The 26,336-nt window shown below is 74.2% G+C and carries 21 protein-coding genes; 10 read left to right on the forward strand and 11 right to left on the reverse strand.

Translation table 11 applies throughout. The features are described from left to right. Positions 1-16 precede the first annotated feature (16 nt). Positions 17-331, forward strand: coding sequence for a hypothetical protein (locus ABZU32_RS19445; RefSeq protein ID WP_354923926.1), 315 nt, complete (start codon positions 17-19; stop codon positions 329-331). Between the two features lie 129 nt (positions 332-460). Here the strand turns inward: ABZU32_RS19445 and ABZU32_RS19450 are convergent, their stop codons facing one another. Beyond that, entirely contained in the window at positions 461-1,840 is a 1,380-nt protein-coding gene (locus tag ABZU32_RS19450; protein WP_354923928.1) for an acyltransferase, read from the reverse strand. 123 nt (positions 1,841-1,963) lie between these two features. Continuing rightward, positions 1,964-2,458, reverse strand: coding sequence for a hypothetical protein (locus tag ABZU32_RS19455; RefSeq protein WP_354923930.1), 495 nt, complete (start codon positions 2,456-2,458; stop codon positions 1,964-1,966). Between the two features lie 839 nt (positions 2,459-3,297). Here ABZU32_RS19455 and ABZU32_RS19460 point away from each other — a divergent pair. Beyond that, positions 3,298-4,047 carry a fasciclin domain-containing protein gene (locus ABZU32_RS19460; RefSeq protein ID WP_354923931.1) on the forward strand — a complete coding sequence of 250 codons (750 nt, stop codon included), beginning with the start codon at positions 3,298-3,300 and terminating at the stop codon, positions 4,045-4,047. 162 nt (positions 4,048-4,209) lie between these two features. Here ABZU32_RS19460 and ABZU32_RS19465 read toward each other — a convergent pair whose 3' ends face one another. The 6 genes from ABZU32_RS19465 to ABZU32_RS19490 form a co-directional block, all read right to left on the reverse strand. Then, entirely contained in the window at positions 4,210-4,776 is a 567-nt protein-coding gene (locus tag ABZU32_RS19465; RefSeq protein WP_354923933.1) for a hypothetical protein, read from the reverse strand. A gap of 62 nt (positions 4,777-4,838) precedes the next feature. Then, complete coding sequence (locus ABZU32_RS19470; RefSeq protein ID WP_354923935.1) at positions 4,839-6,545, reverse strand: hypothetical protein; 1,707 nt, start codon at positions 6,543-6,545, stop codon at positions 4,839-4,841. Positions 6,546-6,758: 213 nt separating this feature from the next. After that, positions 6,759-7,379 (reverse strand): SgcJ/EcaC family oxidoreductase, encoded by a 621-nt coding sequence (locus tag ABZU32_RS19475; RefSeq protein ID WP_354923937.1) that lies wholly within the window; start codon positions 7,377-7,379, stop codon positions 6,759-6,761. Between the two features lie 332 nt (positions 7,380-7,711). Further along, positions 7,712-9,076, reverse strand: a complete 1,365-nt coding sequence (locus tag ABZU32_RS19480) for a M20/M25/M40 family metallo-hydrolase (protein WP_354923939.1) — start codon at positions 9,074-9,076, stop codon at positions 7,712-7,714. Then, positions 9,073-10,905, reverse strand: coding sequence for a prolyl oligopeptidase family serine peptidase (locus ABZU32_RS19485; protein ID WP_354923940.1), 1,833 nt, complete (start codon positions 10,903-10,905; stop codon positions 9,073-9,075). The genes ABZU32_RS19480 and ABZU32_RS19485 overlap by 4 nt, the downstream gene beginning before the upstream one ends. Before the next feature lie 35 nt (positions 10,906-10,940). Continuing rightward, positions 10,941-12,056: a C39 family peptidase gene (locus ABZU32_RS19490; RefSeq protein WP_354923942.1), complete on the reverse strand. Its 1,116-nt coding sequence runs from the start codon at positions 12,054-12,056 to the stop codon at positions 10,941-10,943. A 425-nt stretch (positions 12,057-12,481) separates the two neighbouring features. On the opposite strand from ABZU32_RS19490, the gene ABZU32_RS19495 reads away from it, so the two are divergent. After that, entirely contained in the window at positions 12,482-14,209 is a 1,728-nt protein-coding gene (locus ABZU32_RS19495; protein ID WP_354923944.1) for a hypothetical protein, read from the forward strand. A 47-nt stretch (positions 14,210-14,256) separates the two neighbouring features. After that, positions 14,257-14,919, forward strand: coding sequence for an organomercurial lyase (gene merB, locus ABZU32_RS19500; RefSeq protein ID WP_354923946.1), 663 nt, complete (start codon positions 14,257-14,259; stop codon positions 14,917-14,919). Between the two features lie 18 nt (positions 14,920-14,937). Here merB and ABZU32_RS19505 read toward each other — a convergent pair whose 3' ends face one another. Beyond that, positions 14,938-16,041 carry a DUF5925 domain-containing protein gene (locus ABZU32_RS19505; protein WP_354923948.1) on the reverse strand — a complete coding sequence of 368 codons (1,104 nt, stop codon included), beginning with the start codon at positions 16,039-16,041 and terminating at the stop codon, positions 14,938-14,940. 236 nt (positions 16,042-16,277) lie between these two features. On the opposite strand from ABZU32_RS19505, the gene ABZU32_RS19510 reads away from it, so the two are divergent. From ABZU32_RS19510 to ABZU32_RS19535, 6 genes are all read left to right on the forward strand, one after another. After that, a complete protein-coding gene (locus ABZU32_RS19510; protein WP_354923950.1) occupies positions 16,278-17,060 on the forward strand; it encodes an N-acetylmuramoyl-L-alanine amidase in 783 nt (260 codons plus the stop codon). A gap of 89 nt (positions 17,061-17,149) precedes the next feature. Beyond that, the gene (locus ABZU32_RS19515; protein ID WP_354923952.1) at positions 17,150-18,967 is read left to right on the forward strand and encodes a methylmalonyl-CoA mutase family protein; all 1,818 of its coding nucleotides are present in this window, start codon (positions 17,150-17,152) and stop codon (positions 18,965-18,967) included. Positions 18,968-19,065: 98 nt separating this feature from the next. Beyond that, entirely contained in the window at positions 19,066-21,168 is a 2,103-nt protein-coding gene (scpA, locus tag ABZU32_RS19520; RefSeq protein WP_354924039.1) for a methylmalonyl-CoA mutase, read from the forward strand. Next, positions 21,158-22,162, forward strand: a complete 1,005-nt coding sequence (gene meaB / locus ABZU32_RS19525) for a methylmalonyl Co-A mutase-associated GTPase MeaB (RefSeq protein WP_354923954.1) — start codon at positions 21,158-21,160, stop codon at positions 22,160-22,162. The genes scpA and meaB overlap by 11 nt, the downstream gene beginning before the upstream one ends. 218 nt (positions 22,163-22,380) lie before the next feature. Then, positions 22,381-22,701 carry a hypothetical protein gene (locus ABZU32_RS19530; protein ID WP_354923956.1) on the forward strand — a complete coding sequence of 107 codons (321 nt, stop codon included), beginning with the start codon at positions 22,381-22,383 and terminating at the stop codon, positions 22,699-22,701. A 230-nt stretch (positions 22,702-22,931) separates the two neighbouring features. Beyond that, complete coding sequence (locus tag ABZU32_RS19535) at positions 22,932-24,431, forward strand: phosphatase PAP2 family protein (protein ID WP_354923958.1); 1,500 nt, start codon at positions 22,932-22,934, stop codon at positions 24,429-24,431. 261 nt (positions 24,432-24,692) lie between these two features. On the opposite strand, the gene ABZU32_RS19540 is transcribed toward ABZU32_RS19535, so the two are convergent. Both ABZU32_RS19540 and ABZU32_RS19545 read right to left on the reverse strand, forming a co-directional pair. Then, positions 24,693-24,950, reverse strand: coding sequence for a zf-TFIIB domain-containing protein (locus tag ABZU32_RS19540; protein ID WP_354836285.1), 258 nt, complete (start codon positions 24,948-24,950; stop codon positions 24,693-24,695). 36 nt (positions 24,951-24,986) lie between these two features. Continuing rightward, positions 24,987-26,321, reverse strand: a complete 1,335-nt coding sequence (locus ABZU32_RS19545) for a hypothetical protein (protein WP_354923960.1) — start codon at positions 26,319-26,321, stop codon at positions 24,987-24,989. Between the last annotated feature and the right edge of the window lie 15 nt (positions 26,322-26,336).

Genomic DNA, 26,336 nt, shown 5'->3' on the forward strand with positions numbered 1-26,336 from the left:
GCTGGCCGGAACGGCAATGGCAGCGCCGGCCCAGGCCTCGGCGACGTCCTGCCCCAGACCCGGCCACGGAATCAACGGCGACGGGTCCGGCTACATGAAGATCGCCGCCAATCTCAAGGTGTCGCCCTACGCCGCGTGCGGCAACGTCAGGCATCTCAGCCGGTACACGACGGTCTACTACTGGTGCTTCACCCCCAACTCGTACGGCAACCTATGGTGGTGGGTTCGCGTCGCGGGCACCTCGACCTACGGCTGGATGTCGGCCGACAACCTCCACAGCACCCTCAAGGACGACAACGGAGACGGGAAACGCACCTTCTCCAGGTGCTAGATCATGGTGGTCGGTACCGCTCGGCGCGAAGTGCCGCAGGCGGCGAACTCGGACTCGATCCAGTTCGGCCAAGGGGCCGTAAATCGGCCCGAGGGGAGCAAATGCCTTGGGCCATCCAGCCCATGGTCATCATCTTGAGACGGTCGTGCATCGGGATGCCGGGCGCCGATGTCTCCGGACGAGTTCGAGGAGGGCGGCGCCTGCGAGGTAGGTGGCGAGGACGCCCGCGGGCAGCCCCGCAGGTCCATGGGGGCCGGGGCCGGCCAGCGCGACGCCGAGCAGCCCGGCCACCACGGCGCCGGCCCCCGCGACGGTCAGCGTGGCGGGCAACACTCCCGGGATCGGCTCGACGGGGCGGGACCGCCGGTCCGCGCGGCGTTCGAAGCGTCCGAACACCACGACCAGGACGGCGAGGATCAGCGCCAGGCAGGCGACCCACGGGATCCGCAGGAGCAGCCAGAAGGCCGAGCCGGGCGCGGCGGAGGGCAGCACGCCCGTGCCGTACAGCAGCGCGACGCCGAACACGACGGCGGTCATGTGCCACAGGAACAGCGTCATGATCACCGAGTTGACGGCGACGACGACCGTCCATGGGCCCGGACGCCGCAGCCACCGGTTGCCGAGGCCGCGCAGCGACAACGCGACGCCGGTCTGCGCAACCGCGAGGGCGAGCAGTGCCAGCGTCGGCGGAGCGGTGTTCTGCGTGCGCTCCCCGGTGACCCCCACCATGCTGACCGGGTAGGGGCCGGCCACGGTGAGCAGTACCAGGACGGCCAGCCCTGCGGCGGCAAGCGGCAGCGTCACGCGCCACCGCGACGGCAGCCGCCCGTCCTGCACGGCGAAGCCGAGCTGGTGCACCGCCAGCCATGCCAGCAGGTAGTTCGCCGTCCCGACATACGGCACGCCGAAGCCCAGCCGCGCCACGTCGTCCGCGCCGACCATGGCGGCCAGGACGATGGGCACCGCCAGCCCCGCCCGCCGGTGCAACCCGTACATGAACGGGGTCAGGAACACCACGGCGATGTAGGCCACCAGGAACCACAGCGGGATCGACGCCAGCCACACCGCCGTGCCGACCGTCGCCGGCGGGGCGCCGAGGGACCGGGCCACGAAGGCCCCGGCCGCCAGCCCGCACAGCAGGACCGTCGTCGGTTGGACGAGCCGGGCGGCCCGGTCCAGCGTCCAGCCGGTGCCGTTCCCGCCGCGCGCGAGGTGGGAGGTCAGCGACGCCGCGTTCGCGAACCCGCCGACCAGGAAGAACAGCGGCATGACCTGGAAGATCCAGGTCAGCGGGTGCGTCCACGGCACCAGCTCCAGGATGCTGCGGCCCGTCGGCCCCGAGGGGCCCCAGGTCACGTACACGACCAGCCAGTGCCCGGTGACCACGGCCGCGATCGCGACGGCGCGGATCAGGTCGACATGCCGGTCACGCCCCGCCGGTGTGGAGGCGGCCATCCGCCGCCATCCCGTGACCACCCGGCGGACCCCGTCTCGCGGCCGCGTCGTCATGCCTCCGACGTTAGTTTCCCCGCCCGCCGCCGGCGGGACCGGGCTCCGGCCGTCCGTGGCGGCCGGGGTGCGCGCGGAGCCCGCTCCGGAGGGCGCGGGTCATCTCACAAGGCGGAGGCCGCTTCAGAGGTAGGTCAGTTCAAGGGAGTCGTGGTTGGAGCCCCAGGAGAGGTCCAGGGCCCAGCAGCCCGCCGACGGGACCTCCACGATGGACGGGTAGATCTCCCCGGGCCCGGAGTCGGCAGGCACGCTGACCCGGACGACCGGGGCCCGGGCGCCCTTCGGACGGGCGGTGATCTCCAGCGGGTGGCCGTCGCGGGGCTGCCGGACGTACCAGAGGATCTTGTTGGCCGGGTCGGTGGGCCGCCCGGCCCGCAGCGGATCGGCGAACAGGTAGCCGAGCGCGTCGCCCCGCACGCCCATCCTGACGGGCAGCCCGCCCGGGGCGTTGACGCTCGCCCACGACGGGACCGGCGCCCGCGTCCCGGCCGATGAGCCGGCGGCGCGGTCCTGGCAGGCCCCGTCCGCGGGCGCGGCCCGCCCGGCGCCGCCATCGGCGCAGGCCCCCGCCGTCAGGACCACCACCAGGGCCGCGATGAACATCGAAGGTGTCGTCATGCCCTCACTACCGCCCGGCGGCGGTGGAGGTTCCGAGGAGGAGATCGTCCTCCATGAACCTGCGAAACGGGCGGAACCAGATGGCGACGCCGGCGAGGTTCCCCGCAGCGTGCCGGCTCGGGCGCGGCACGCCGCCGGGGACCGGCCGGGTCAACCGCCGGAAGGTCGTCGGCCCGCTCCGGCCCTCCCGCGAATGGGAGCGGTGGGACCGGCGGTACGCCGGACGACGCCGGTGGCCGGTGATGCGCGGGCGGGCGGCGGGCGACATGGCGGAGCTTTTGTCGGTTCAAGGTCGCCGGCTTGGGTGGAGGGGAAGGCGCTCGGTGATAATGAGAGGGACGCTGATGCGCGGGGCCTGCCGAAACGATCGCGCGCAAGGCGCAGTTGACTGAGCGGGGGCACGCGCGTGCGGCCCTCTCATACAAGCCGTCGCCGCGGGGATTGCGCGAGGGACGGGGCGCCCGCTGACACACCCGGGGCCGCGACGGACGCGGCCGGCGGGCCGTCGAGGGACGAGGCCCGTGAAGGCGCGGGCCGGGAGCGGCGCCCGACCGTCGCGTCGCCGGTGTGAAGGGCCGGCGACCCCCGCCCGTGGCGAGCCGGTGACGATCGCCGGCTCACGATCAGGCCGGCCGAACCCGCGCCGCCCCGATCACCGGCCGGTGAGACCACCGGCCGGGCGCCCGCCGCGGCCACGGCCCCGACACCGTTCCGTTCTGCCGATCTCCCATGCCGCCGTCCAGGCAGCGAAGCCGTGGCCACTGCCCGGTGGCCCGTCCTTCGCAGGGTGGCCACTGCCCGGTGACCGCCCGTCACGAGAGCGCAAAAAGGGGAAACCCATGAACACTCGTCTACTCGTCCTTCCGCTCGCAACGGCACTGTCGTTCACGGCCGCCTCCGTAGCCGGAGCCGGCGCCACCACGAGCGGACGGGACGCGGGAGCCGGCACGCTGGCGCCGGGAGCGGTGCGGACGCCGGTGCCCTCGCCGGTCTCTCCCACCTCGACCTTCTCGACGCCACCGGGCTCGCCGTCGGGGTCTCCCGGGTCGCCGATCCCCTCGGAGTCGCCCTCCGGGTCGCCGAGCGAGGGGTCGCCCTCGCCGACCGCTCCGGCCGCCTCGCCCTCGGGGCCGGGCTGCGCGTCCCTGCCCACCTCGGGCCCAGGCAGCCCGGCGCAGCTGGCCGGCGAGCCGCTGGCGACCGCCGTGTCGCACATCCCGGACCTGTCCACGCTGGCCGACGCCGCGAAGAAGGCGGGCGCGGTGGACACGCTCAACTCGGCCAAGGACATCACGGTCTTCGCCCCGACCAACTCCGCGTTCAACAAGGTGCCGCAGGACCAGCTCAATCGGATCATCGGCAACCGGCAGCAGCTGACCCGGCTGCTCACCTTCCACGTCGTCCAGGGGCGCAAGACCCCGGCCGACCTGGAGAACGGCCCGCTCACGTCGCTGGAGGGCGGCAAGCTCACCGTCGGCAAGTCCGATGACACCTACAAGGTCAACAACGCCAAGGTGACCTGCGGGCCGATCCAGACCCGCAACGCCACGGTCTACATCATCGACTCGGTCCTCAAGCCCGGAGGATGAGCGCGACCGCTCCGGGACGGGCGCCGGCCGCGTGCGGCGGGGCCGGCGCCCGTCCACGCCCGCCGGGCCGGAGCCCCGTCCACGCTCGCAGAGCCGATCTCGCCGGATGGCGCCGGATCGGGCGCCCGCCTCGTGCGCACGCGAGCGCGGGGTGGCGCTCGGTCAGGCGTCGGGCCGGCAGTTGGGCAGGGTCCGGTCGGACGGCGCGCACAGGGTGATGCCGAACGGGATCCGGAAAGTGCCCTCGGCGCCCCCGCTGTCGTAGGTGATGACGAAGCCGGGGCTCCACGCGCTGGTCGCGGTGGGGCGGGAGATCTGCAGCACGACCTCGCTGAACTCCACCCTTGAGTAGTCCTCAGGCAGGCAGACCTGGGTGACCGTGCGGGAGGCGGTGGAGACGCCGCGTTGCCGAAGGCCGACGGGTTCGCCCCAGCCGACGCCGTCCTCGCCGAACCCGCGGTAGAACGGCCGGAGCGCGAATTCCTGGACGGCCAGGCCCCCGCGCGAATTCTCGAAGCGGACCCCGGTGACCTCGACCGCGCCGGCGCGGTCCAGGCAGACGGCGAAGCTCCCGAACAGGTAGGGCATGCCCTGGACGGTGCGCCGCAGCGTCAGGGACTGCCGGCCGCCGTCACCGGGCGGCGCGATCAGCCGGACCGCCTGCGGGTTCCGCGCGGCGCCCGGCCCCGCGCAGGCCGCCACGGACAGCAGCACCAGGCACCGCGCCACGGTGGAGGACCATCGGGGCGAGCCCCTGCCACGGGTCGCCGGCGGTGTTCTCGGAATGGTGTTCAGCCCTTGTGCGCCTCGACGATGGAGGAAAGCCGGACGCCTGCGCCCCTGTTCCCGCAGAGGCGGGTGAGTTTCGTCGGCCGGAACGACAGTTTCGAGCGGACATCGTATCCGCTCTGCGCCGAAGCGGTGAAACCCGCCACGCTGACGCCGCCGCCGATGACGACGTTTCTCGCCTGGTCCTTGTCCCAAACCGAAGAATGCCCATAAAGGGTTATGCACTGCGCTTTCAGCGACGGATGATAAGCGCGGGCGAAACGTTTGATCGGGTCTCCGAGGCTCAGCGGCACCAGGTTCCGCCGGCCGTCGCAGCCGTTGGCGAGGACGCCGTAGTTGACGGTGCCGATGGCCCACGCGTCGGCGACCCGCGAGGCGGTGTGGCTGTCGCCGGCCCGCACCGTCAGCGTGAGCGAGCCGTTGGAGGACCACCGGCCCCCGGCCCGCGCCGCGCCCGTGCTCAGCGTGTGGTCGGCGCCGTTCGCCTGGGTCACCGTCGCCAGCGCCCCCGACCAGGCGTAGACCCCCATGTAGGTCTCCTCGCGCCCGTCGTGGCGCTTCACCACGCGCGGGATGCACGGACCGGGCGACCTGCGCGCCGCGGCCAGCCGCCCGGCGGAGATCTGCGCGGCGGTGACCGCGCCGTCCTTCAGGGCGGCGGCGATGGCGGGGAAGGCGGGCGCGCGGGGCGTGACGAGCGCGCGGCCGATCTCCCGGGCCGCCGCCGCGCCGAACGGCCGCGACGGGGCCGGCGGCGGCGGGGACGGGGCGGAGAGCGGCCGTGAGGGGGTGGAGGCCGGCCGCGAGGGGGCGGGGGTCGGTCGTGACGGGGTGGAGGCCGGCCGCGAGGGGGCGGGGGTCGGTCCTGACGGTGTGGAGGTAGGTTCTGGCGGTGCGGAGGACGGCCGTGACGGGGGAGGGGACGGCGTGCCGGGAGGCGTCCGGCCGCCGGCCTCGCCCTCGGGGGTGACCTCCTCCCCGGCGGGCGCGGACACCCAGGCGGCCGGGTCGTCGTTGGCGTCGGCGGCCGTCGGATCGGCGCCCAGGTCGACGCGGAGCTGCCGGGGGACCGACACCCCGGCCGCCTCGCTGGAGGCGGTGGACCAGACGGGCACCACCGGGCGCCCCTCCGCCGTGGGGACGACCACCACCAGCCGTTCCGACCCGCCGGCGCCGGAGACGACGTAGACGGGGTCGCCGGGGTCGCCGGGATCGCAGCTCCGCCCCACGGCGGCGCCGCACCGCGCGGGCGTCCCGCCGATGGGGCGGGCGTGCGAGGAGCGGACCGCGGTGGTCATCCAGCGCACCTCGCGGGCGCCGTCCGAGATGGCCACCTCCAGGTTGAGCTGCCCCCGTTCGCCGGCGTACGGAGCGGGCAGCGCGGCGGGGTCGATGTTGACCGAGAAGCGCCCCAGGCGGTCGGTGCTCGCCGCCCCGGCGACCAGCGTGCCGACGGCGCGGCCCTCGGGCACGTCCAGCGCGTCGCCGGCCGGGTAGGCGACGGCCAGCACGTCGGCCCCGGGCAGGGCGGCGCCGTCGCGGGTGACCACGCCGCTCACCGCGGACAGGCCGGTCATCTCGGAGGTGGGGAAGACGACGTCGTCCGCCGCCGCCGGGCCGCCGCCCGCGGGAACGGCCGCCGCCGGGACGCCGGCTGCCAGCGCGGCGGCGGCGGCCACCGGCGCCCACCTGCGGGGGTAGGCCCTCACACCTGCTGTCCTCCTGTCCGGTGCCGCCTGGTTCTCTGTCCGGTGCCGCCTGGTTCTTCTGCTCGGCCGCCGCGCGTCGGTGCGCGTACGTGCGCGGTCCGTGCGCGTCGATCCACCGGTCCCGAGGATTGTCCTGTTCGCTCGGGCCGCCGCGTGGCGGCGGCGCGCGTCCGTCCGGGGCGGGGGGAGGGACGCCCGCCCGGTGGCGCGCCGTCAGCCGGAGGGAGGCGGCTTGGCCGGGAACCGCTCTCGCGCGGCCGGGCTGACCAGGGTGTTCTGGAAGGAGGTGATCTGCCATCGGCCGGCCTGCTTGACCGCGACGCTGGTGTTGATCGACAGGGTGTCGGGACGGCAGGCCTTCTCGGCGCCGTAGAGCACGCAGCCCTGGCGGATGATGACGGCCATGGCCGGTGACACGAACCGCACCCGCTCCTGGTTGACGAGCACGCGCGTGTGGCGCAGCGCCCCCTGGAAGTAGCGCTGGAGGGCCACCGCGATGCCCTGGCGGCCGTGCAGGTTCTCGCCGAGGATGTTGATCAGGTCGGCGTCGGGGGCGTAGGGCGCGGCGTACGCCCTGCCGTCGCCGCGCGCCCAGGCGTCCTCCTGGGCGCGCCGGATGCGCGCGAAGGCGGCGAGGTCCGCGGTGTGGAAGGGCACGGCCGCCGCCGGCGCCGGGGCCTGGACCGGGCCCGAGGCGGCCGCCACGGCGCCGGAGGGCGAGGCGGGGCCGGAGGATGAGGTGGTGGCGGGGGAGGCGGCGCCGGTCGAGGCGAAGCCGAGGGCGGCCGCAAGAGCCAGGCGGAGCGACGCCCGCCCATGTCGATGAAGGCCCATCGTGTGCTCCCGTCCGATGTGGATCTGCAGCAAACGTATCCGCGCGTCGTCCGATCAACGGTGAGGACCGCCACGTGTCCCGGTGAGCGCCGGTGCATGCGCGCATGCCGAAGGGTGCGGCGGTGGAAGGGATGGAGGTCTCACGCCGCCCGATCCGCCTGAGAGAAGGGGCGGAGGGCGTTTCCGGCGCGAGTGTGCGAGAGGTTCGGCCTGTTTTCCGAGGGCACGTCGTGCACAGAACGCGCCTTGTTCTACATGTCCGACATTACGGGAAATCTCGCTTGGAGTATTCCCCCGTAATGTCGGGATTAGTCCATTTCGAGCAGGACGGCTCAGGCGGCGGGAGAGGTGAGCAGGCGGTCCAGCACGCGCACGCCGAACTCCAGTCCGGCGACCGGCACCCGCTCGTCCACGCCGTGGAACATGCCGAAGTAGTCCAGCCCCGGGTCCAGCATCAGCGGCGCGAAGCCGTACCCGCGGATGCCGATCGTGGCGAAGGACTTGGCGTCGGTGCCCCCGGTCATGACGTACGGCACCGGCCGCCCCTTGGGGTCCTCGGCCAGCAGCGCCCCGCACAGTTCGTCGAACAGCCCCTCGGTGGGCGAGGCGACTCCGTCGCCGAAGCTGACGAACTCCCGGGTGACCTTGGGCCCGAGCAGCCGGTCGACGGTCTCCAGGAACTCCTCGCGGAACCCGGGCAGGAACCTGCCGTCCACGTGCGCCTCGGCCGTGCCGGGGATCACGTTGACCTTGTAGCCGGCCTCCAGCATGGTGGGGTTCGCCGAGTTGCGGATCACGCCCTTGAACAGGGTGCCGGCCCGGCCGAGCCGCTCGGCCTCCTCGTCCAGCCGGTCGAGGTCGATGCTCGTCCCGAGCGCCTTGCCCAGGTCGCTGATCAGCGTGGCGACGGCCGGGGTGAGGCGCACCGGCCACCGGTGGTCGGCCAGGCGGGCGAGCGCCCGGCACAGCTCGGCCACCGGGTTGTCCACCGGCGGCTTGGAGCCGTGTCCGGCCACGCCGTGCGCGGTGACCTTCATCCACGCCGTGCCGCGTTCGCCGACCGCGACCGGGTAGACCCGCCCTCCGTGGGGGCCGGTCACGCTGAAGCCGCCGGACTCGCTGATGGCCTCGGTGCAGCCCTCGAACAGGTCGCGGTGCCGGGTGACGGCGTACCCGGCGCCGTACTCGCCGGTGGCCTCCTCGTCGGCCAGGAACGCCAGCACGATGTCACGCTTCGGCCGCGCGCCGCGCCGGGCCCACTCGCGCACCAGCGCCAGCGTCATCGACAGCGAGCCCTTCATGTCGACCGCGCCGCGCCCGTTGACGCACCCGTCGGCGATCTCGCCGGAGAACGGGTGCGTGCGCCACTCGGCCGGGTCGGCAGGGACGACGTCCAGATGCCCGTGGATGAGCAGCGCGTCGGGGCTGTCGCCGGGGATGCGCGCCACCACGCTGGTGCGCCGGGGCGCGGACTCGAACACCGTCGGCTCCACGCCGGCCTCCGACAGCAGCCCGGCCACGTACTCGGCGGCCTGGCGCTCGCCCGAGCCGCCGGGCGTGCCGTCGTTGGTGGTGTCGATCCTGAGCAGATCGGAGCAGATGCCCGCGACGCCGGTCGCGCCGTCCGCGCCCGGGCCGGTCGGCCCCGCCCCGTTCGCCCGTGCCCTGTGCGCTCCGGTCGTCCTGGCCTCGCTCACGTTCTTCCTTTCAGTGCCAGCGGCGGCACCTCGTCGGTGGGGAAGCCGAAGATGAGCCCGTAGAACGCCAGCTCGGCCTCCAGCGCCGCGACGATCGTCTCCTCCCGCCGCCAGCCGTGCTGTTCCCCCGGGAAGGTGAGATACGCCCACTGCCCGCCGTGCTCGTCCAGCGCGGCGATGAAGCGCTCGGCCTGGCCGGGGTCGACGATGGCGTCCTCCAGGCCGTGCATGAGCAGGGCGGGCCCGGAGGCGCGGGCGGCGTGCAGGGTGGGGGAGCGGTCGAGGTAGCGCTGCCGGGTCTCGGGCAGCGGGCCGATGAGCCCGTCGAGGTAGCGCGACTCGAAGTCGTGGGTCTCCCGCGCCCAGCCCTCGGGATCGGTGATCGCGTAGTGGGCCACCGCGCCGCGGAAGACGTCGCTGTGCACCAGCGCGGCCACCGACGTCCACCCGCCCGCGCTGCCACCCCTGATCGCCACCCGCCCGGCATCGGCCAGCCCGGCGGCGATCAGGCCGCGGGCGACGCTCTCGCTGTCGCGCACGTCCACGATGCCCCAGTTGTGACGCAGCCGCTCGCGGTAGGCCCGGCCGTACCCGGTGGAGCCGCCGTAGTTGACCTCGGCGACGCCGATACCCCTGCTGGTGAAGTAGGCGATCTCCAGGTCGAACACCATCGGGCTGGACCCGGTGGGGCCGCCGTGGACGAACATCACGTACGGCGAGGCGACGCCCTCCACGGCGCCGGCCGGCGGGTACACATGGGCGTGCACGCCGTCGAACTCCATCGCGCGCGGCACCGGCAGCACCGCCGGGTCGGGCAGCTCCTTGGCACGCGACAGCACCTCGTGGGCCCCGGTGGACAGCTCGACGCGGACCACCTCGAACGGCCTGAGCGGGGACCCGCCGACCGCGACGACGGCGTCGCCGCCGGGGGAGGCAGACAGCGCCGGCGCCCAGTAGGTGTAGGCGCCGCCCACGTCGGCGATCTCGCCGGTGGCCGGGTCCAGCACGCCCAGCCGCTTGCCGTCGGCGGTGCCGTGCACGGTCACGACGCGGTCGCCGGCCAGGGTGAACCACTGGTAGCCGAGCTTCCAGGCCGCGTCGCCGAACTCCTCCGGCCGCGGGGTGAGGTTGCGCGGCGGGGTGCCGTCCAGCGTGACCAGGTGGAGGTTCCACCAGCCGGTCGGGTCGGTCACGGCGTACAGGGCGCCGTCGTCGCGCCACTCGGCCTGCGCCACCGCCTCCTCGGGCCCGCCGGCCACCACGCGGTGGGGCCCGGCGGTGCCGTCCTCCCGCAGCGGGGCCACGCACAGCGAGGTGCCGTCCCAGGGCATGGCGGGGTGGTCGTAGCCGATCCAGGCGATCTGGCCGCCGCCGGGGGAGACCCGCGGGTTGAAGATGAAGTGCTGCGCCTTGACCACCACGCGCGCGGGCCCGCCCTCCAGCGGGACGGCGACCAGGTCGCGCTCGTCCTCGGTCTCGCGCACGCACCACACCTCCTCGCCGTGCACGACAAGGTCGGCGTAGCGCGACGGGCCGGGAGGGGTGAGCGGCACGGGGCCGGCGCCGGGCCGCAGGAGGTACAGCCGCTGGTCCTGCCAGTTGGTGAAGACCAGGCCGCCGCCGGGCAGTGGACGCCAGGAGCGGCCGCCGTACTCGATCACCCGGTTGCGGGCGTTCCAGCCCGGCGGCAGGACGTCGTGGATCTCGCCGTCCGGGCCGCGCCGGACGACGCAGCGCCGCCCGCCCTCGGCCGGGCGCGGCTCGTCCCACCAGACCTCCTCACCGCCGGCGGTGGGCACGATCTCCACCCAGAACGGGCGGGCGTCCACGCGTGCGACGTCAACGGCAGTGATGGGAGACCGGATCACCAGTTGCCCTCCGAGGATGGGAGCGGGATGTCGTGCGGGTGGACGACATGGACGATTCCCCCGCTGCTCGTGGTCCGTAACCACACGTTCTCGAACGCGGCCCGCGGATAGGTTCTCTTGACCGTGTCGTCGGAGGCGCCGGCCGGGTCGTTGGCGATGACGTCACCATCGGCGGTGAACCCGGTGACGACCATCAGGTGGCCGCGCGTGGAGTAGCCCGACCCCGGCAGCTCGTGCTCCTTGAACGACTGGGAGGTGATCACCGGGATGCCGGCCGCGACGAGGCGTTCGACCTCGGTGAGCGAGCGCAGGCGGGTGACGAACCCCGCGAGCCCGTACCGCCCGGCGTAGGCGACGCCGAACGGCCAGTTGCCGGTGCCCTGGTAGCTGTGGTCGTACATGTCGCGCGCCGCGTGGTCCACGGCGGGACACGGGTCGCCGGGATCGACGAACAGCAGGTCGTCGGCGCTGGGCCCGCGTCCCCAGTATTGCAGCACCATCGTCGTCGAGGCCGGGCTGCACCACGCCTCGCCGCCGCCGCCCCACTCGGGGTAGTGGCCGGCGTGCAGGCGCTGCGAGCGCGGCGGCACGCTCAGCTCGACGCCGGCCGCGGGGCCGGGCACGCTGGGCGGGACGCCGGCGCGCGTGGGCAGCGCCGAGGCCATCACCCCGACCGAGCGCACCGCCGCCCCGGGGCCGTGCAGCGTGAGGCGCAGCCGGTAGCTCGAGACGGGCCGCCGGGCGACGAAGGTGTCCACGGCGACGTCGCCGTCCTCGTCGCCCTGGCCGGGCAGCGAGGTGCGGTGGATGTCGCCGCCGCCCTCGGCCCAGCGCCCCATGTCGTACCACTTGGTCAGGCCGCCGGTGACGGTGCGCGCCCGCAGCTCGACGCGCAGCCAGGAGCCCGGCGGCGCGGCGGCCGTCCACGAGGGCACCAGCTCGGTCGCCGGGAAGCCGATCTCGCGCTCCTCGGAGGTCCAGCGGCGGTAGGGCCACGCGGTGGCCGAACCGCCGAAGGGGTCGAGGTAGGACGTGACGCCGCTCTCCGAGGGGACCACGTCGGTCCATCGGTGGAAGGCCACGGGAAGCGTGTCGGCGGACGGCTTGACCACGCTGTCGATTGTGGTTTCGCCCGCAGTGCGGCGCATCGGATGGTTTACGTATCTGACACCTCGCCGCGAGCCCAGCCGCCCGGTGGTGGGCGCCGCTTGGCAACCTCCCTCCGTTCTCGGCCGTCCATTACGGTGTCGCGGCGCGACAGGGGAGGCAAAGGGGACGGTTTATCTGTTTATTTGACTCTTTGGCGCCGTCATTACTTTCAGTCGGTTTGATGTGATTCGGGGGCATGTGATAGGGAGTTCGATTTTGCATGCCATTTTGGTGGACCTGCTGATGGCGGGGGCGGACGATCAGGAGGTGTACGAGGCCGCCTCGCGCCTGCGGGCGCACCTGCTGGAGCTTCCCGTGGACGACGTGGCCTTTCCGGCCGGGCGGGCGCCCGCCGGGGCCAAGGGCGACGGGTCCCTCACGCGCCCAGATGCACCGGTCGCGCTCGCGCCGCATCGTCGTCGCGCTGGACTGCTGTTACTCCGGCGCGTTCCCCTTCGGCACGCGGCACCGCGGCGCGGCCCCGGTGGACGTGGTCGAGCGCCTGTCCGGGCGGGGGCGGGTCGTGCTCACGGCCACCTCCGAGCTGGAGTACGCCTTCGAGGTGGACGACGGCAACAGGCCGGCAGGCGTCACGCGCCTGGCCGGCGGCGCCTCGTCGGTCTTCTCCGAGGCGCTCATCCACGGGCTGCGCAGCGGCGAGGCCGACCGGGACGGCGACGGCTACGTGGACGTCGGGGAGCTGTACGACTACGTCTACGACCGGGTCCGCGCGGGCTTCCCGCAGCAGACGCCCAAGATGCGCGGCGACATCGAGGGCACCCTCCACGTCGCCCGCAGCCCGAGGCCTCACGCGCGAAGGGACGACGGCCCCTCGCGGGCGCCCTGGAGGCCAGGAGAGCCTGAGTCCGGGCGGAAACCGCCCGGGGAGGGCGGGACATCTGGCGAGTCCGGCCGGAACTCGGAGACGCGCACACCCGTGCACGGCGGCCGAGCCGGGGACACCGGCCGGCGCGTCACGGCCCGGCGCGGATTCGGCGTGGCGGCGCTCCTCGCCGGGACGAGACGGGGCCGCCCAGGGCGACGCGTGCCGGTGCTGCTGGCGTCCGGGGGTGCCCTCGCCGCGGTCGCGGTGGCCGCGTGGACGGTGCTGCCCGGAATGCTGTCCACCGTGCTCCCCGGGACTCCCGGCCCGAACGCCACGACCTCGGCCGGCCACCCCTCCTCCACCCCCTCCCCGGGCGGTTCGCCCTCCCACACCTCCGCCTCCGACCTGCCCAAGGGGACCCTCGCGCTGGCGGCCACCACGCAGGCGGGGCGTGACGTGGTGGCCGAGTGGACCGACCCGGCGCTCAGGGCCGCCACGTACTTCGCCTACGCGCCGAGCGTGCGCCCCTATAAGACGGGCCTGGAGGTGGCGCCGCCGCTACGCGACAAGGCGGGCGAGGTGCGGTTCCCGAAAACCCTCGGCAAGGTCTTCTTCCGGGTGGGGGGCGAGCGGCACTGGTGTTCCGCCACCTCGGTGCAATCCAAGTACCACAACGTGGTCGTCATGGCCGCCCACTGCGTCTACGACCCGGCGACCGGGCGCGCGCGCGAGGGCTGGGCATTCGTCCCGGGCTTCTACGAGGGCAGGAAGCCCTACGGCCTCTACGTCGGCAGGGCGGCCTCGGTGGACACGCGTTTCCTGCGTTCGAGGGACCAGGCGCACGACGTCGCCTTCGTGGTCGTGTACAACGGCACGAACGGCGAACGGCTCGGGGACACCGTGGGCGGGCAAGGGCTGGCCTGGAACCTCGACGGCGACGGTTCGGCGTACGCCTTCGGGTACCCGGCAGGGGCGCATCCCGACGGCGACCGCGGCTACACGGGCGTGACGCCCAAGTGGTGTGCCGGCACCATCCGGGCCGCCTCCTCCTCCGGCGGGACCCCGCGGGGAGATGTGCTGTCCTGTCCGTTCACTCCCGGCGCCGACGGCGGACCCCTGCTCATCCGGTACGACAAAGGGAAACATCTCGGGTACGTGGCGGGCGTCGTCGCCGGATACGCCGACGCCGACGGCGACCGGCGGTTCGACCGGATCTACTCGCCGGGGTTCGGTGACGACGTCCACGACGCCTACGAGCGGGCCGCCGCGCTGTGGTCGGGTGGCCTTTAGGGCGGCCGGGTGGCATCGGGGCCGGTCGGAGCGGGTAGGTCGGTTCCATGCGCGATCTTGCCGACGTGCGGATGTTCGTCTACCGGTGGTTCGCCGAGCGGGGGGAGCCGCCGCGCCCGCAGGACGTCGCGGGGGAGTTCGGGGTGGAGGTGCCCGTGGCGCTGGAGGCGCTCGGGGCGCTGCACGACGGCCACCTGATCGTCCTGGACGCCGACCGGCGCGGCATCCTCATGGCCCACCCGTGGTCGGCCGTGTCCCTCGGCTTCGTCGTCACCGACGACCGGGTGAAGTGGTGGGGCGGCTGCGCCTGGGACTCCTTCGCCATCCCCGCGCTGGTCGGCCGCGAGTGCCTGGTGGCGACGCACTGCCCCGGCTGCGGCAGAGCCCTGGCCGTGGACGTGTGCCCCGACGAGCACCCGGCCGTCGACCTCGTCGCCCACTTCCTGGTCCCCATCCCGCGCATGTGGGACGACGTGGTCTACACCTGCGCGCACCAGGCGCTGTTCTGCTCGGAGGAGCACGTCGGGCGGTGGCTGCGCCAGAACCGCCGCCCGCGCGGCGCGATCCTCGACATGCGCACGCTGTGGCTGCTGGCCACCCGCTGGTACGCCGGCCGGCTCACCAGGGAGTACCGCCGGCGCACGCCCGACGAGGCGCGAGCGCTGTTCCAGGAACTCGGCCTCGTCGGGCCCTTCTGGGCGGGCGCCTGAGGCGCCCGCCCAGAAGGGTCACAGGTACAGGCCGGTGGACTCCGCCGCCGGCGCGGCGGGCGCGCGGCCGGAGCGCAGGGCGTACAGCTCGGCCAGCGTCGCCCCCGAGCGCGGCACGCCGTCCGCGGCGCCGAGCCAGGCGGCGGCCTCCTCGGCCGACATGCGGCCGGCCTCCACCTGCGACAGGCGCCGCCCGGGGCGCACGACCGCCGGGTGCAGCCGGGCCAGGTCCTCGTTGGTGGTCACGGCCACCAGCACGTCCCTGCCCTGGCCGAGCAGGCCGTCGGTCAGGTTGAGCAGTCGCGACAGGCCCTGGCCGGTGGCCTCCTTGGCCTCCGCGCGGATCAGCTCGTCGCAGTCCTCCAGCACCAGCAGCCGCCAGCGGTGGTCGTCGTCGTCGGTGTCGTACCCGACGGCGACCTCCATCAGGTAGCCGGGCTCGGCGAACAGCCGCTCGGGGTCCAGCACGCAGTCCACCTGGCACCAGCCGGACCACTGCCTGGCCAGCGCGCGCAGGGCCGTCGTCTTGCCGGTGCCGGGCGGCCCGTGCAGGAGGATGAGCCGGCCGTTGATCTCCGTGGGGGTGACCGCCATCAGGCGCTCCAGCGACTCGCCCGCCCCGCGGGTGTAGTTCTCCTTGATCGACGGCCAGCGCGGCGCGCTGATCGGCCGCTGCGTGCGGCGCGGGCCGTGGGCGCCCGTCCACCAGAACCCCATCTCCACGTGGTCGGTGTCCTGCGGCAGCGGCTCGACGGCGTCCCTGGTGGACTCCTCCAGCACAGAGCGCGCCAGCTCGTCGCTGACGGCGGTGACGGTGAGCACGGCGGTGCGGTTGCGGAACCGCACGACGCGCAGCGTCCAGCCGTCGCCGCACGCCAGCCGCGAGTCGCGGCCGTCGTCCTCCTTGGCGGAGCGGGTGAGCCGGGCGCGTGCGGGCATGAGCGGGGCGTCGGGGCGCACCCTCTCCAGGTTGGCGGTGCGCGCCCACGGCTGGTTCCCCGTGGCGAACGGGGACAGCGCGAGCGCGTCGATGACATCGACCGGCGAGTCGCCGTCGTCGAGCCATACCTTCATCGGCAGGGCTTCGGCGGCGGGGAAACGGACCTCCTCCACAACGGACATATATTCATGATTCCGGCCGCCCATGGGGCGAGTCCACGGATTTTCCCGTACGCCTGTCCGAAACCGCCCACTCCCGATGCGTGATTGGTAAATCACCCCATGTGGTGTTGTGTCGGTAGCTAGGGTGTCCATGCGGATTCGATGCGCTGGGAACCCTTCGGAGACAGTTTGACGTGTCTTCCGGTGGACAGTGGCCCTGAGTCCGCATACACGTCGCACCACCAGGAGAGAACTCTGTGGCAATCGACCTCGTGTCGCGCGAAGCCTGGGGCGCCCGTGCCCCGCGCGGCTCCTATTCGACGGTGACCGAGAATCGTGGCGTCAAGGTGCACTACACCGGCGGCCGGGTCGACCCCGCGATCGTGAACGACCACGCCAAATGCGTCGCCATGGTGAAGTCCATCCAGAACTTCCACATGGACGGCAACGGCTGGCTCGACATCGGATACTCGATGGTGGCCTGCCCCCACCGCAAGGTCTTCGTCGGACGCGGCCCCCACCACCTGCCCGCCGCCAACGGCGCCGGCCTGAACAGCGACCACTACGCCGTCCTCGGCCTGGTGGGCGACAGCGGCCTGGTCCAGCCGCCGGACGCCATGCTCGAGGGCATCGTCGACGCCATCGAATACCTGCGCAAGCAGGGCAAGGCCGGCACCGAGATCAAGGGGCACCGCGACGGCTACTCCACCGACTGCCCCGGCGAGCCGCTGTACGCGTGGGTGCGCAAGGGCGCCCCGCGCCCCGGCGGCGCCGGCGGACCCGGCCCGCAGAACCCCCCGGAGCAGCACCCGCAGTGGCCCGGCAGGCTGCTGAAGTACCCGCCGGTCATGCACGGCGACGACGTGCGCACCTGGCAGGCCCAGATGGACAAGCGCGGCTTCACCATCGACGCCGACGGCGCCTACGGCCCGGCCTCCCGGGAGGTCTGCCTGGACTTCCAGAAGCAGCAGAAGCTCGACGCCGACGGCATCGTCGGCAGGCAGACCTGGAACGCCTCCTTCGAGGCCCCCATCACCTGAGCCCGCCCGGTGGCGCGGGTCCCGGCGGTGTCACGGCGGCCCGCCACCGCCGATTCCCGTCATGACGGGGGCCCATTACGATCCATGTCATGACGGTGGAGCATGAGGAGTTCCGCCCGGGGGCGGGCTTCGCGCCCGGCACCCGGGAGGAGTGGCGGCGCGCGGCCGTCGGAGTGCTGCGCAGGTCCGGCGCGGAGGTCGACTCCCCTGAGGAGGCGCTGGCGCACACGACCTACGACGGGGTGACGCTCAGACCGCTGTACGACGCCTCCGACCTGCCCGGCGATCCCGGCCTGCCGGGGTTCGCCCCCTACGTCCGGGGCGCCCGCCCTCTCGGCGGCGCGCTGTCCGGCTGGGACGTGCGCCAGCGCCACGCCCACCCCGACCCCGCGGTCACCCGCGAGGCCGTGCTCGCCGACCTGGAGAACGGCGTCACCTCGCTGTGGCTGGTCCTCGGCGAGGGCGGCCCGCCCCCCTCCGCGCTGCCCCGGATGCTGGACGGGGTCTACCTCGACCTCGCCCCCGTCGTCCTTTCCGCCGGCGCCGCCACCACGGAGGCCGCCGAGGTCTACCTGCGCCTGGCCGACCAGCGCGGCACCGCCCCGGCGGGCGGCAACCTCGGCGCCGACCCGATCGGCCTGCGGGCCCGCACGGGCACGCCGGCGCCGCTGCCCGAGGCCGTCGCCCTCGCCCGGCGGGCCAAGGACGTCCCCTCGCTGCGCGCGATCACCGTTGACGCCACGCCCTACCACGACGCGGGCGGCTCCGACGCCGAGGAGCTCGGCTGCTCCCTGGCCACCGGCGTCGCCTACCTGCGCGCCCTCACCGACGGCGGCCTGACGCTGGAGGAGGCGCTCGGGCAGCTCGAGTTCCGGTACGCCGCCACCGCCGACCAGTTCCTCACCATCGCCAAGTTCCGCGCCGCGCGCATGCTCTGGGCCCGCGTCGCCGAGGTGTGCGGCGCGCCCGCCCTGGGCGGGCAGCTCCAGCACGCGGTCACCTCCTCGGCGATGATGACCGCACGCGACCCGTGGGTGAACATGCTGCGCACGACCCTCGCCTGCTTCGCCGCCGGCGTCGGCGGCGCGGACGCCGTCACCGTCCAGCCCTTCGACGCCCGCCTCGGCCTGCCCGACGCCTTCGCCCGGCGCATCGCGCGCAACACCCAGTCGCTGCTGGTCGAGGAGGCCGGCGTCGCCCGCGTCGCCGACCCGGCCGGCGGCTCCTGGTACGCCGAGCGGCTCACCGCCGACCTGGCGGGCAAGGCGTGGGAGTGGTTCCAGGAGATCGAGCGCGCCGGAGGCGCCGAGGCGGCGCTCGGACGGCTGATCCCCGAGCGTCTGGCCGCCACCTGGGCCCGCCGCTCCCGTGATGTCGCCCGCCGCGTGCGGCCGATCACCGGCGTCAGCGAGTTCCCCCACCTGGACGAGCGGCGCCCGGTGCGCGAGCCCGCGCCCGAGCCGGCCGGCGGCGGCCTGCCCCGCGTCCACTACGCGCAGGAGTTCGAGGCGCTGCGCGACCGCGCCGACCGCGCCGGCGAGCGGCCGCTGGTGTTCCTCGCCACCATCGGCCCGGTGGCCGCGCACACCGCGCGGGCCTCCTTCGCCGCCAACCTGTTCCGCTCCGGCGGCATCGCCACCCTCACCGGCGGCGCGAGCACCGACCCGGCGGCGATCGCCGGGGAGTTCGCCCGCAGCGGCTCCGCCGTCGCCTGCCTGTGCTCCAGTGACCGGCTGTACGCCGAGCACGCCGAGGCGGTCGCCGCCGCACTGGCCGGGGCGGGGGCGAGGAAGGTGTGGCTGGCGGGGAAGGGCCACTATGAGGGAGTGGACGCCGTCCTGCACGCCGGCTGCGACGTGCTCGACGTGCTCCGCACCACCTTCGACGACCTGGGGGTCGCCCCGTGATTCCCGACTTCACGCAGACGCCGCTGACGCCGGCCGGAGCGCCCGGCGAGCGATCATCGGCGGACCCGCGCGGCGAGGTCGCGCGCTGGGCCGAGGCCGTGCGCGACCAGATCGGCAAAGACCCCGCGGACCTGGTGTGGGACACCCCCGAGGGCATCGGCGTCAAGCCGCTCTACACCGCCGACGATCTCGCCGGCCTGGACTTCCTGTCCACCTACCCCGGCATGGCGCCGTACCTGCGCGGCCCCTACCCGACCATGTACGTCAACCAGCCGTGGACGATCAGGCAGTACGCCGGGTTCTCCACGGCCGAGCAGTCCAACGCCTTCTACCGGCGCAACCTGGCCGCCGGGCAGAAGGGCCTGTCGGTCGCCTTCGACCTGGCCACCCACCGCGGCTACGACTCCGACCACCCGCGAGTGGCCGGCGACGTCGGCATGGCCGGCGTGGCCATCGACTCGATCTACGACATGCGGCAGCTGTTCGACGGCATCCCGCTCGACCGCATGAGCGTGTCCATGACCATGAACGGCGCGGTGCTGCCGGTGCTGGCGCTGTACATCGTCGCGGCCGAGGAGCAGGGCGTGGCCCCCGAGCAGCTCGCCGGGACCATCCAGAACGACATCCTCAAAGAGTTCATGGTCCGCAACACCTACATCTACCCGCCGGGTCCGTCGATGCGGATCATCTCCGACATCTTCGCCTACACCTCCCGGCGGATGCCGAAGTTCAACTCCATCTCGATCTCCGGCTACCACATCCAGGAGGCCGGGGCCACCTGCGACCTGGAGCTGGCCTACACCCTGGCCGACGGGGTGGAGTACCTCCGGGCCGGCGTCGGCGCCGGGCTGGACATCGACGCCTTCGCGCCGCGCCTGTCGTTCTTCTGGTGCATCGGCATGAACTTCTTCATGGAGGTCGCCAAGCTGCGCGCCGCCCGGCTGCTGTGGGCCACCTTGGTCAAGGACTTCGGCGCGCGCGACCCCAAGTCGCTGTCGCTGCGCACCCACTCGCAGACCTCCGGCTGGTCGCTGACCGCCCAGGACGTCTTCAACAACGTCGTGCGCACCTGCGTGGAGGCCATGGCCGCCACCCAGGGCCACACCCAGTCGCTGCACACCAACGCCCTGGACGAGGCGCTGGCGCTGCCCACCGACTTCTCCGCACGCATCGCGCGCAACACCCAGCTGCTCCTGCAGCAGGAGTCGGGCACCTGCCGGGTGATCGACCCGTGGGGCGGAAGCGCGTACGTCGAGCGGCTCACCCACGATCTCGCCCGCGCCGCCTGGGGCCACATCCAGGAGGTCGAGCGGGCCGGCGGCATGGCCAAGGCCATCGACGCCGGCCTGCCCAAGCTGCGCATCGAGGAGGCCGCCGCCCGCACCCAGGCGCGCATCGACGCGGGGCGCCAGCCGGTGATCGGCGTCAACAAGTACCGCACCGGCACCGACGAGGACATCGAGGTGCTGAAGGTCGACAACAGCGCCGTGCGCGCCCAGCAGGTCGACAAGCTGCGCCGCCTGCGCGAGGAGCGCGACGAGCGGGCCTGCCGCGACGCCCTGGACGCCCTCACCCGGGGCGCCGCGGCCGACGGCAACCTGCTCGCCCTGGCCGTCGAGGCCGCGCGCGCCAAGGCCACGGTGGGGGAGATCTCCGACGCCCTGGAGAAGGTCTTCGGGCGGCACGCCGGGCAGGTCCGTACCATCTCAGGGGTGTACCGCGAGGAGGCGGGCGACGCCGCCGGCATCGAGAAGGCCCGTGCGGCCTGCGCCGCGTTCGAGCGCGAGGAGGGCCGCCGGCCGCGCATCCTCGTCGCCAAGATCGGCCAGGACGGGCACGACCGCGGCCAGAAGGTCATCGCCACCGCCTTCGCCGACCTGGGCTTCGACGTCGACGTGGGCCCGCTGTTCCAGACCCCGGCCGAGGTGGCCCGCCAGGCCGTCGAGGCGGACGTGCACGTCGTCGGCGTCTCCTCGCTGGCGGCCGGCCACCTGGCGCTGGTGCCCGAGCTGCGCGAGCGCCTGGCCGACCTGGGCCGCGACGACATCATGATCGTCGTGGGCGGGGTGATCCCCCCGGACGACTTCCCGGCGTTGCGCGAGGCCGGGACGAGCGCGATCTTCCCGCCGGGCACGGTCATCGCCGACGCCGCCGTGGACCTGCTGCGCGAGCTGTCCGGCCGGCTCGGGCATGCCACCTGAGGGCGGCCGGGCGGTGCCGTCCCTGGAGGACTACGTCCAGGGCGTCCGCGCGGGCGCCGTCGGGTGGATCGCCCGCGCCATCACGCTGGTGGAGTCCACCCGGGCCGACCACCGGGCGCTGGCCCAGCGGCTGCTCGTCGAGCTGACGCCGCCGGCCGGCAAGGCCAGGCGCGTCGGGGTGACCGGCGTGCCCGGCGTGGGCAAGTCCACCTTCATCGACGCGCTCGGCGTCCACCTCACCGGCGAGGGGCACCGCGTCGCCGTGCTCGCCGTGGACCCCTCCTCCACCCGCACCGGCGGCAGCATCCTGGGCGACAAGACCCGCATGGCGCGGCTGTCGGCCGACCCGAACGCCTACATCCGGCCCTCGCCGACCTCCGGCACCCTCGGCGGGGTCACCAGAGCCACCCGGGAGGCCATGGTCGTCGTCGAGGCCGCCGGGTTCGACGTGGTGCTGGTCGAGACCGTCGGCGTCGGCCAGTCCGAGACGGCCGTCGCCGAGATGGTGGACACCTTCCTGCTGCTCACCCTCGCCCGCACCGGCGACCAGCTCCAGGGCATCAAGAAGGGGGTTCTGGAGCTGGCCGACGTCATCGCCGTCAACAAGGCCGACGGCCCGCACGAGATGGACGCCCGCAAGGCCGCCCGCGAGCTGTCCGGCGCCCTGCGGCTGCTGCGCGGCGGCGGCGGCACCTGGCAGACCCCGGTGCTCACCTGCAGCGCCCTGGAAGGCACGGGTCTGGGCGAGCTCTGGCGGCACATCGTCGCCCACCAGGACCGGCTGGAGGCATCCGGGGAGCTCGCCGCCAAGCGCCGCCGCCAGCAGGTCGGCTGGACCTGGACGCTCGTGCGCGACCGCCTGCTCTCCCGCCTCACCGAGGACCCCGCCGTGGCCGCCGTCACCGCGGAGGTCGAACGCGAGGTCCTGGAGGGCACCCTCACCCCCTCACTGGCCGCCGACCGCATCCTGTCGGCCTTCGACCACTCCGCCTGACCCGCCCTTGCCGCGGTCGTCCGCGAGGCGCCGGCGGGCAGCGGTCCCGGCGTCGCCGCCGGGCAAAGGTCCGCCGCGCCCCCGCCGTCGTTACTACCAACGGTACGGCGATCACTCTCGGTAGAAGATTTCTCTTCCCTGGGGAGCCATCCGGCGTGCCGATCGGGCCGGAGGTGTCACCATGGCGACACACCGAGTGAACGGGAGGTGCGCGGGCATTGAGCAGTGATCCGCGTGATCCGCGACCGGCCGGGCCACGGTCGCCCCGGGAAGGCCGCGCGCCGGCCGGTCCGCAGGAGCCGCCGCCGCTGTACAGCAGGGTGGTCACCTTGTGCCGCCTGCTCGGCGAGGAGCGGTTCTTCCGCGCGGCGTTCGGCGAGGCGGGCGTCCATCCCCGGGAGGCCGCCGTCGGCGAGCGCACCCGTGTGCTGGAGCTCGACGTCGAGGAGGTCCTGCGCGCCGCACTCGGCACGCGCACTCTGAGCGCCCCCGGCCCCCGAGACCCCGACCCCGAGCCGCGCAAACTCTCCGGCCGCTGACGCCCCGCCCCCGGCTCCGCCGACCACGATGCCCTCCCGGCCCTCGGGGCTGTCCACCGGATACATGTTGGTGGTCGCTGGTGAGCTGAGGACTCGCCCTCGCCGGGGTGTTGTCTTCCCCGGCCCTGGGCGGGTCTTTTCCGGCGCCGGGGCGGCCGGGCGGGGGGACGGCGGGTTCGGCGCCGCCGAGCGGCGGGCGACCGGTGGACGGGGGACTGAGCTGGGCATGTGTGGGCACTAACGAAGGCATGTGGAACGCCAGCTCCAGCGGTACGGGCATCAGGAAGCGGCTCGGCGCCCTCGACCGGCGTCTGTTCAGATCGGTCGCCGACGCGCACCTGCCCGGCTTCGATCACGTCCTGCCGCGCCTGTCGCGCGCCGCGGACAACTCCCTGCTGTGGGCCGCCGTCGCGGGCGGCCTGGCGCTGACCGGCCGCAGGCGCATGCGCCGCGCCGCGACGCGAGGGCTGCTGGCGATCAGCCTGGCCAGCCCCGTCGTCAACCTGCTCGGCAAGCAGGCGTTCGCCCGGGCCCGGCCCTCCATCGTGGACTTCCCGCTGGCCCGCCTCGGCAAGATCCCCTCCTCGCACTCCTTCCCCTCCGGCCACTCCGCCTCCGCGGCGGCCTTCGCCACCGCCGTGGCGCTGGAGGCGCCGGCCAGGGTGGCGGTGCCGGTCGCGGTCGCGGCGGGCGCCGTCTGCTTCTCCCGCGTCTACACCGGCGCCCACTACCCGGGGGACGTGCTCGCCGGGACGGCGCTCGGCGTGACCGCGGCGCTGGTCACCAAGCGCCTGTGGCCCGGCCAGACGGTCATCGGCGAGGCCCGCGGCGCCACCACCGCGCCGCTGCACGACCTCGACCCCGAGGGAGAGGGGGTCGTCGCCGTGGTGAACAACGGGGCCGGGCGCGACCCGTGCACCGCCGCCGCCGTACGCAAGGCCCTGCCACGGGCGGAGGTCGTCGAGACCGAGCCCGGCGAGGACCTGATGGAACGGCTGAAGGACGCCGCCAAGCGGGCCCGGGTGCTGGCCGTCGCCGGTGGGGACGGCACGATGAACTGCGGAGCCCAGGCCGCGATGGAGCACGGCGTCCCGCTGCTCCCGGTGCCGGCCGGCACGTTCGACCACTTCGCCCGCACCCTGGGCATCGAGACCATCGAGGAGGCCGCCGCGGCCTACCGGTCGGGCCAGGTGGTGGCGGTGGACGTCGGCGAGATCGCCGGACGGGTGTTCCTCAACACCGCGAGCATCGGCATCTACCCGTTCGTCGTCGACCGCAGGGAGGAATGGGAGAACAAGATCGGCAAGTGGCCGGCGCTGGTGCTGGCCATGGCCGACGTGCTCATGCACGAACGCCGGCCGCTGGAGCTGGTCGTGGACGGCGTCAGGCGCAGGGTGTGGCTGCTGTTCGCCGGCAACTGCGCCTACGAGTCGCGCGGGGTGGCGCCGACGCGAAGGAACCGGCTGGAGGACGGCGTGCTGGACATCCGCATGCTGACCGCCGCCGGGCGCCTGCCGCGCCTGCGGGCCATGCTGAGCACGATCGGCGGCGGGGCGGGCCTGTCGCGGCACTACACCCAGTGGCGGGCCGACACCCTGCGGGTCGCCGCCCCGGGGGACCCGCGCGGGGAGATCAGGCTGGCCCGCGACGGGGAGACCTTCACCGCGCCCGGGCCCGTGGTGCTTAGCAAACGGCCCCGCACCCTGCTCGTCTTCCGCCCCTCCACCTGATGACTCCGGCGGCCTGACCGCCCCTGCGTTGGACCGCGCGTCCGTTGGACCGCCCCTGCGTTCGACCGCCGGGTCCCGTTGACCGCGGGTCCCGTTGACCGCGGGTCCCGTTGACCGCGGGTCCCGTTGACCGCGGGTCCCGTATGGCCGAGGGCCGCCCGGCTGCGGGTCCCGTCCGGTCGTGCGTTCGTCCGATCGCTATACGCGCGAGCCGCCGTCACGGGCGTGACGGCGGCTCGCGGCGACGGCCGAGGCTGCGGCTCAGCTGGAGAACAGCATGCCGACCCAGCTGCGCTGGTGGTGGCCGTGGCGGCCGTGGTGCGGCGCGCCCCAGGCCGGACCGCCGTGCGGGGGCGGCGGGGCGGCGTACTGCTGCTGGGCCCACTGGCCCTCGACCCGCGACAGGGTCTCGAGCTCGCCGTAGTCGAGGAAGATGCCGCGGCAGTTCTCACACTGCTCGATGTGGACGCCGTTGCGGTCGTAGGTCCGCATGGTACCGCTGCACTTCGGGCAACGCATGGAGTCGGTCTCCTTCGGGGTGGTCTCGGGGCGACCCTACTGCGGGGCCGCGGCGCGCGCGATCCTCCCGCAGGAGGAGACGAGGGCCTGTTCCACTTCGTCCAGAGGACGGCCCTCCGCGCCCGCCGCCGCCACGGCTGTGGCCGCCAACTGGACGGTCAACGCGCGGGCCGGCATGTCGAGTTCCCGCCACGGATCACCGGCAGGCAGGGCCGGCCCGGCCGCGCCGAGGTAGGCCGACAGGAACCGCTCCCACAGGCCGGGGGACAGCAGGCCGCTCGCGTACCAGGCCGCGGGACGGGCCAGGTCCCACGCCGGGTCGCCGGTGCCCAGGTCGTCCACGTCGATCAGCAGCCACTCGCCCTGGTACCGGATGACCTGCCCGAGATGGAAGTCGCCGTGCGCGAGCCTCCCAGAGGCCGATCTCCGGCCGTCCAAGTCCGGCGCGCCCTCGTGGTCGAGTCGTACCGGGACCGGCCCCGTGCCGTCCAGGTCCGGCGCGCCCCTGTGGTCGAGTCCCACGGGGGCCGGCCCCCGGTCGTCCGGGTTCGGTGCGCGCTCGTGGTCGAGTCCCACCGGGGCCGGCCCCCGGTCGTCCGGGTTCGGTGCGCGCTCGTGGTCGAGTCCCACCGGGGCCGATCCCCGGTTGTCCGGGCTCGGCGTGATCTGGGGGAGCAGGCTGCGGTGTGCCGCGAGGACGGTCGCCACGGGGCCGGCGAGCGCGCCGTCCAGGCCGTCGAGCAGGGCGACGGCGCGCGCGAGCCGGGCGGGGCCGCCGGCCGGGGGGAGGGCCGGCGCGTCCGGCGGCGCGGCGTGCAGCCGGGCGAGCAGCACGGCGGCGCTCTCCCACGGCGCGCCCTCGGGGTCGGCCGGGTCGACCGGCTCGCCGGCCGGCCACAGCGTGACCAGGCGCCCGTCCAGGCGCTCGGGACGGGTCGACAGTGGCGGCAGCAGCACCCCGGGCAGCGTGGACGCCGCCCGCAGGCGCGCTGTCAGCGCCGGCTCGTCGGTGCCCGGCGGGTGGGCTTTGGCCACTACGCCGCCGGCCCGGACGACCGTCACGCGGGTGTCCTTCAGCACGGACGTCGCGGGCCCGCCGCCGTGCGCCCGGGCCAGGCGCGCCAGCCCCTCGATCAGGCCCTCTACCGCGGTTTCCCGCTCTCCGGCCGAACCGCGCGTTCCGATGTGCGGTCCGTTCGGGGTGGTCTCCTGTCGTTGAGCGAGGCCGGGTGCGGCGGCGTCCGGGGCGTCCGCGGTGGTGTCCCGCCCTCCGGCGAAGCCGCGCGCGGGGGCATCCCGGCCGCCGGGCGCCGTGTCCTCCCGTTGCGCGCCCGCCGGTGTCGCTCGCCCATCCTCGTCGCGCACGGTCACCGGACCAATGTAGAG

The organism is Sphaerisporangium sp. NPDC005288 (genome assembly GCF_040607475.1).
Lineage (GTDB): Bacteria > Actinomycetota > Actinomycetes > Streptosporangiales > Streptosporangiaceae > Sphaerisporangium > Sphaerisporangium rhizosphaerae.

Bases quoted from the DNA above. Each gene is read 5' to 3' on its own strand.
- ABZU32_RS19445 (WP_354923926.1), top strand. From the start codon at position 17: ATGGCAGCGCCGGCCCAGGCCTCGGCGACGTCCTGCCCCAGACCCGGC.
- ABZU32_RS19450 (WP_354923928.1), bottom strand. From the start codon at position 1,840: ATGACGACGCGGCCGCGAGACGGGGTCCGCCGGGTGGTCACGGGATGG.
- ABZU32_RS19455 (WP_354923930.1), bottom strand. From the start codon at position 2,458: ATGACGACACCTTCGATGTTCATCGCGGCCCTGGTGGTGGTCCTGACG.
- ABZU32_RS19460 (WP_354923931.1), top strand. From the start codon at position 3,298: ATGAACACTCGTCTACTCGTCCTTCCGCTCGCAACGGCACTGTCGTTC.
- ABZU32_RS19475 (WP_354923937.1), bottom strand. From the start codon at position 7,379: ATGGGCCTTCATCGACATGGGCGGGCGTCGCTCCGCCTGGCTCTTGCG.
- ABZU32_RS19495 (WP_354923944.1), top strand. From the start codon at position 12,482: ATGCACCGGTCGCGCTCGCGCCGCATCGTCGTCGCGCTGGACTGCTGT.
- merB (WP_354923946.1), top strand. From the start codon at position 14,257: ATGCGCGATCTTGCCGACGTGCGGATGTTCGTCTACCGGTGGTTCGCC.
- ABZU32_RS19505 (WP_354923948.1), bottom strand. From the start codon at position 16,041: ATGTCCGTTGTGGAGGAGGTCCGTTTCCCCGCCGCCGAAGCCCTGCCG.
- ABZU32_RS19515 (WP_354923952.1), top strand. From the start codon at position 17,150: ATGACGGTGGAGCATGAGGAGTTCCGCCCGGGGGCGGGCTTCGCGCCC.
- meaB (WP_354923954.1), top strand. From the start codon at position 21,158: ATGCCACCTGAGGGCGGCCGGGCGGTGCCGTCCCTGGAGGACTACGTC.
- ABZU32_RS19540 (WP_354836285.1), bottom strand. From the start codon at position 24,950: ATGCGTTGCCCGAAGTGCAGCGGTACCATGCGGACCTACGACCGCAAC.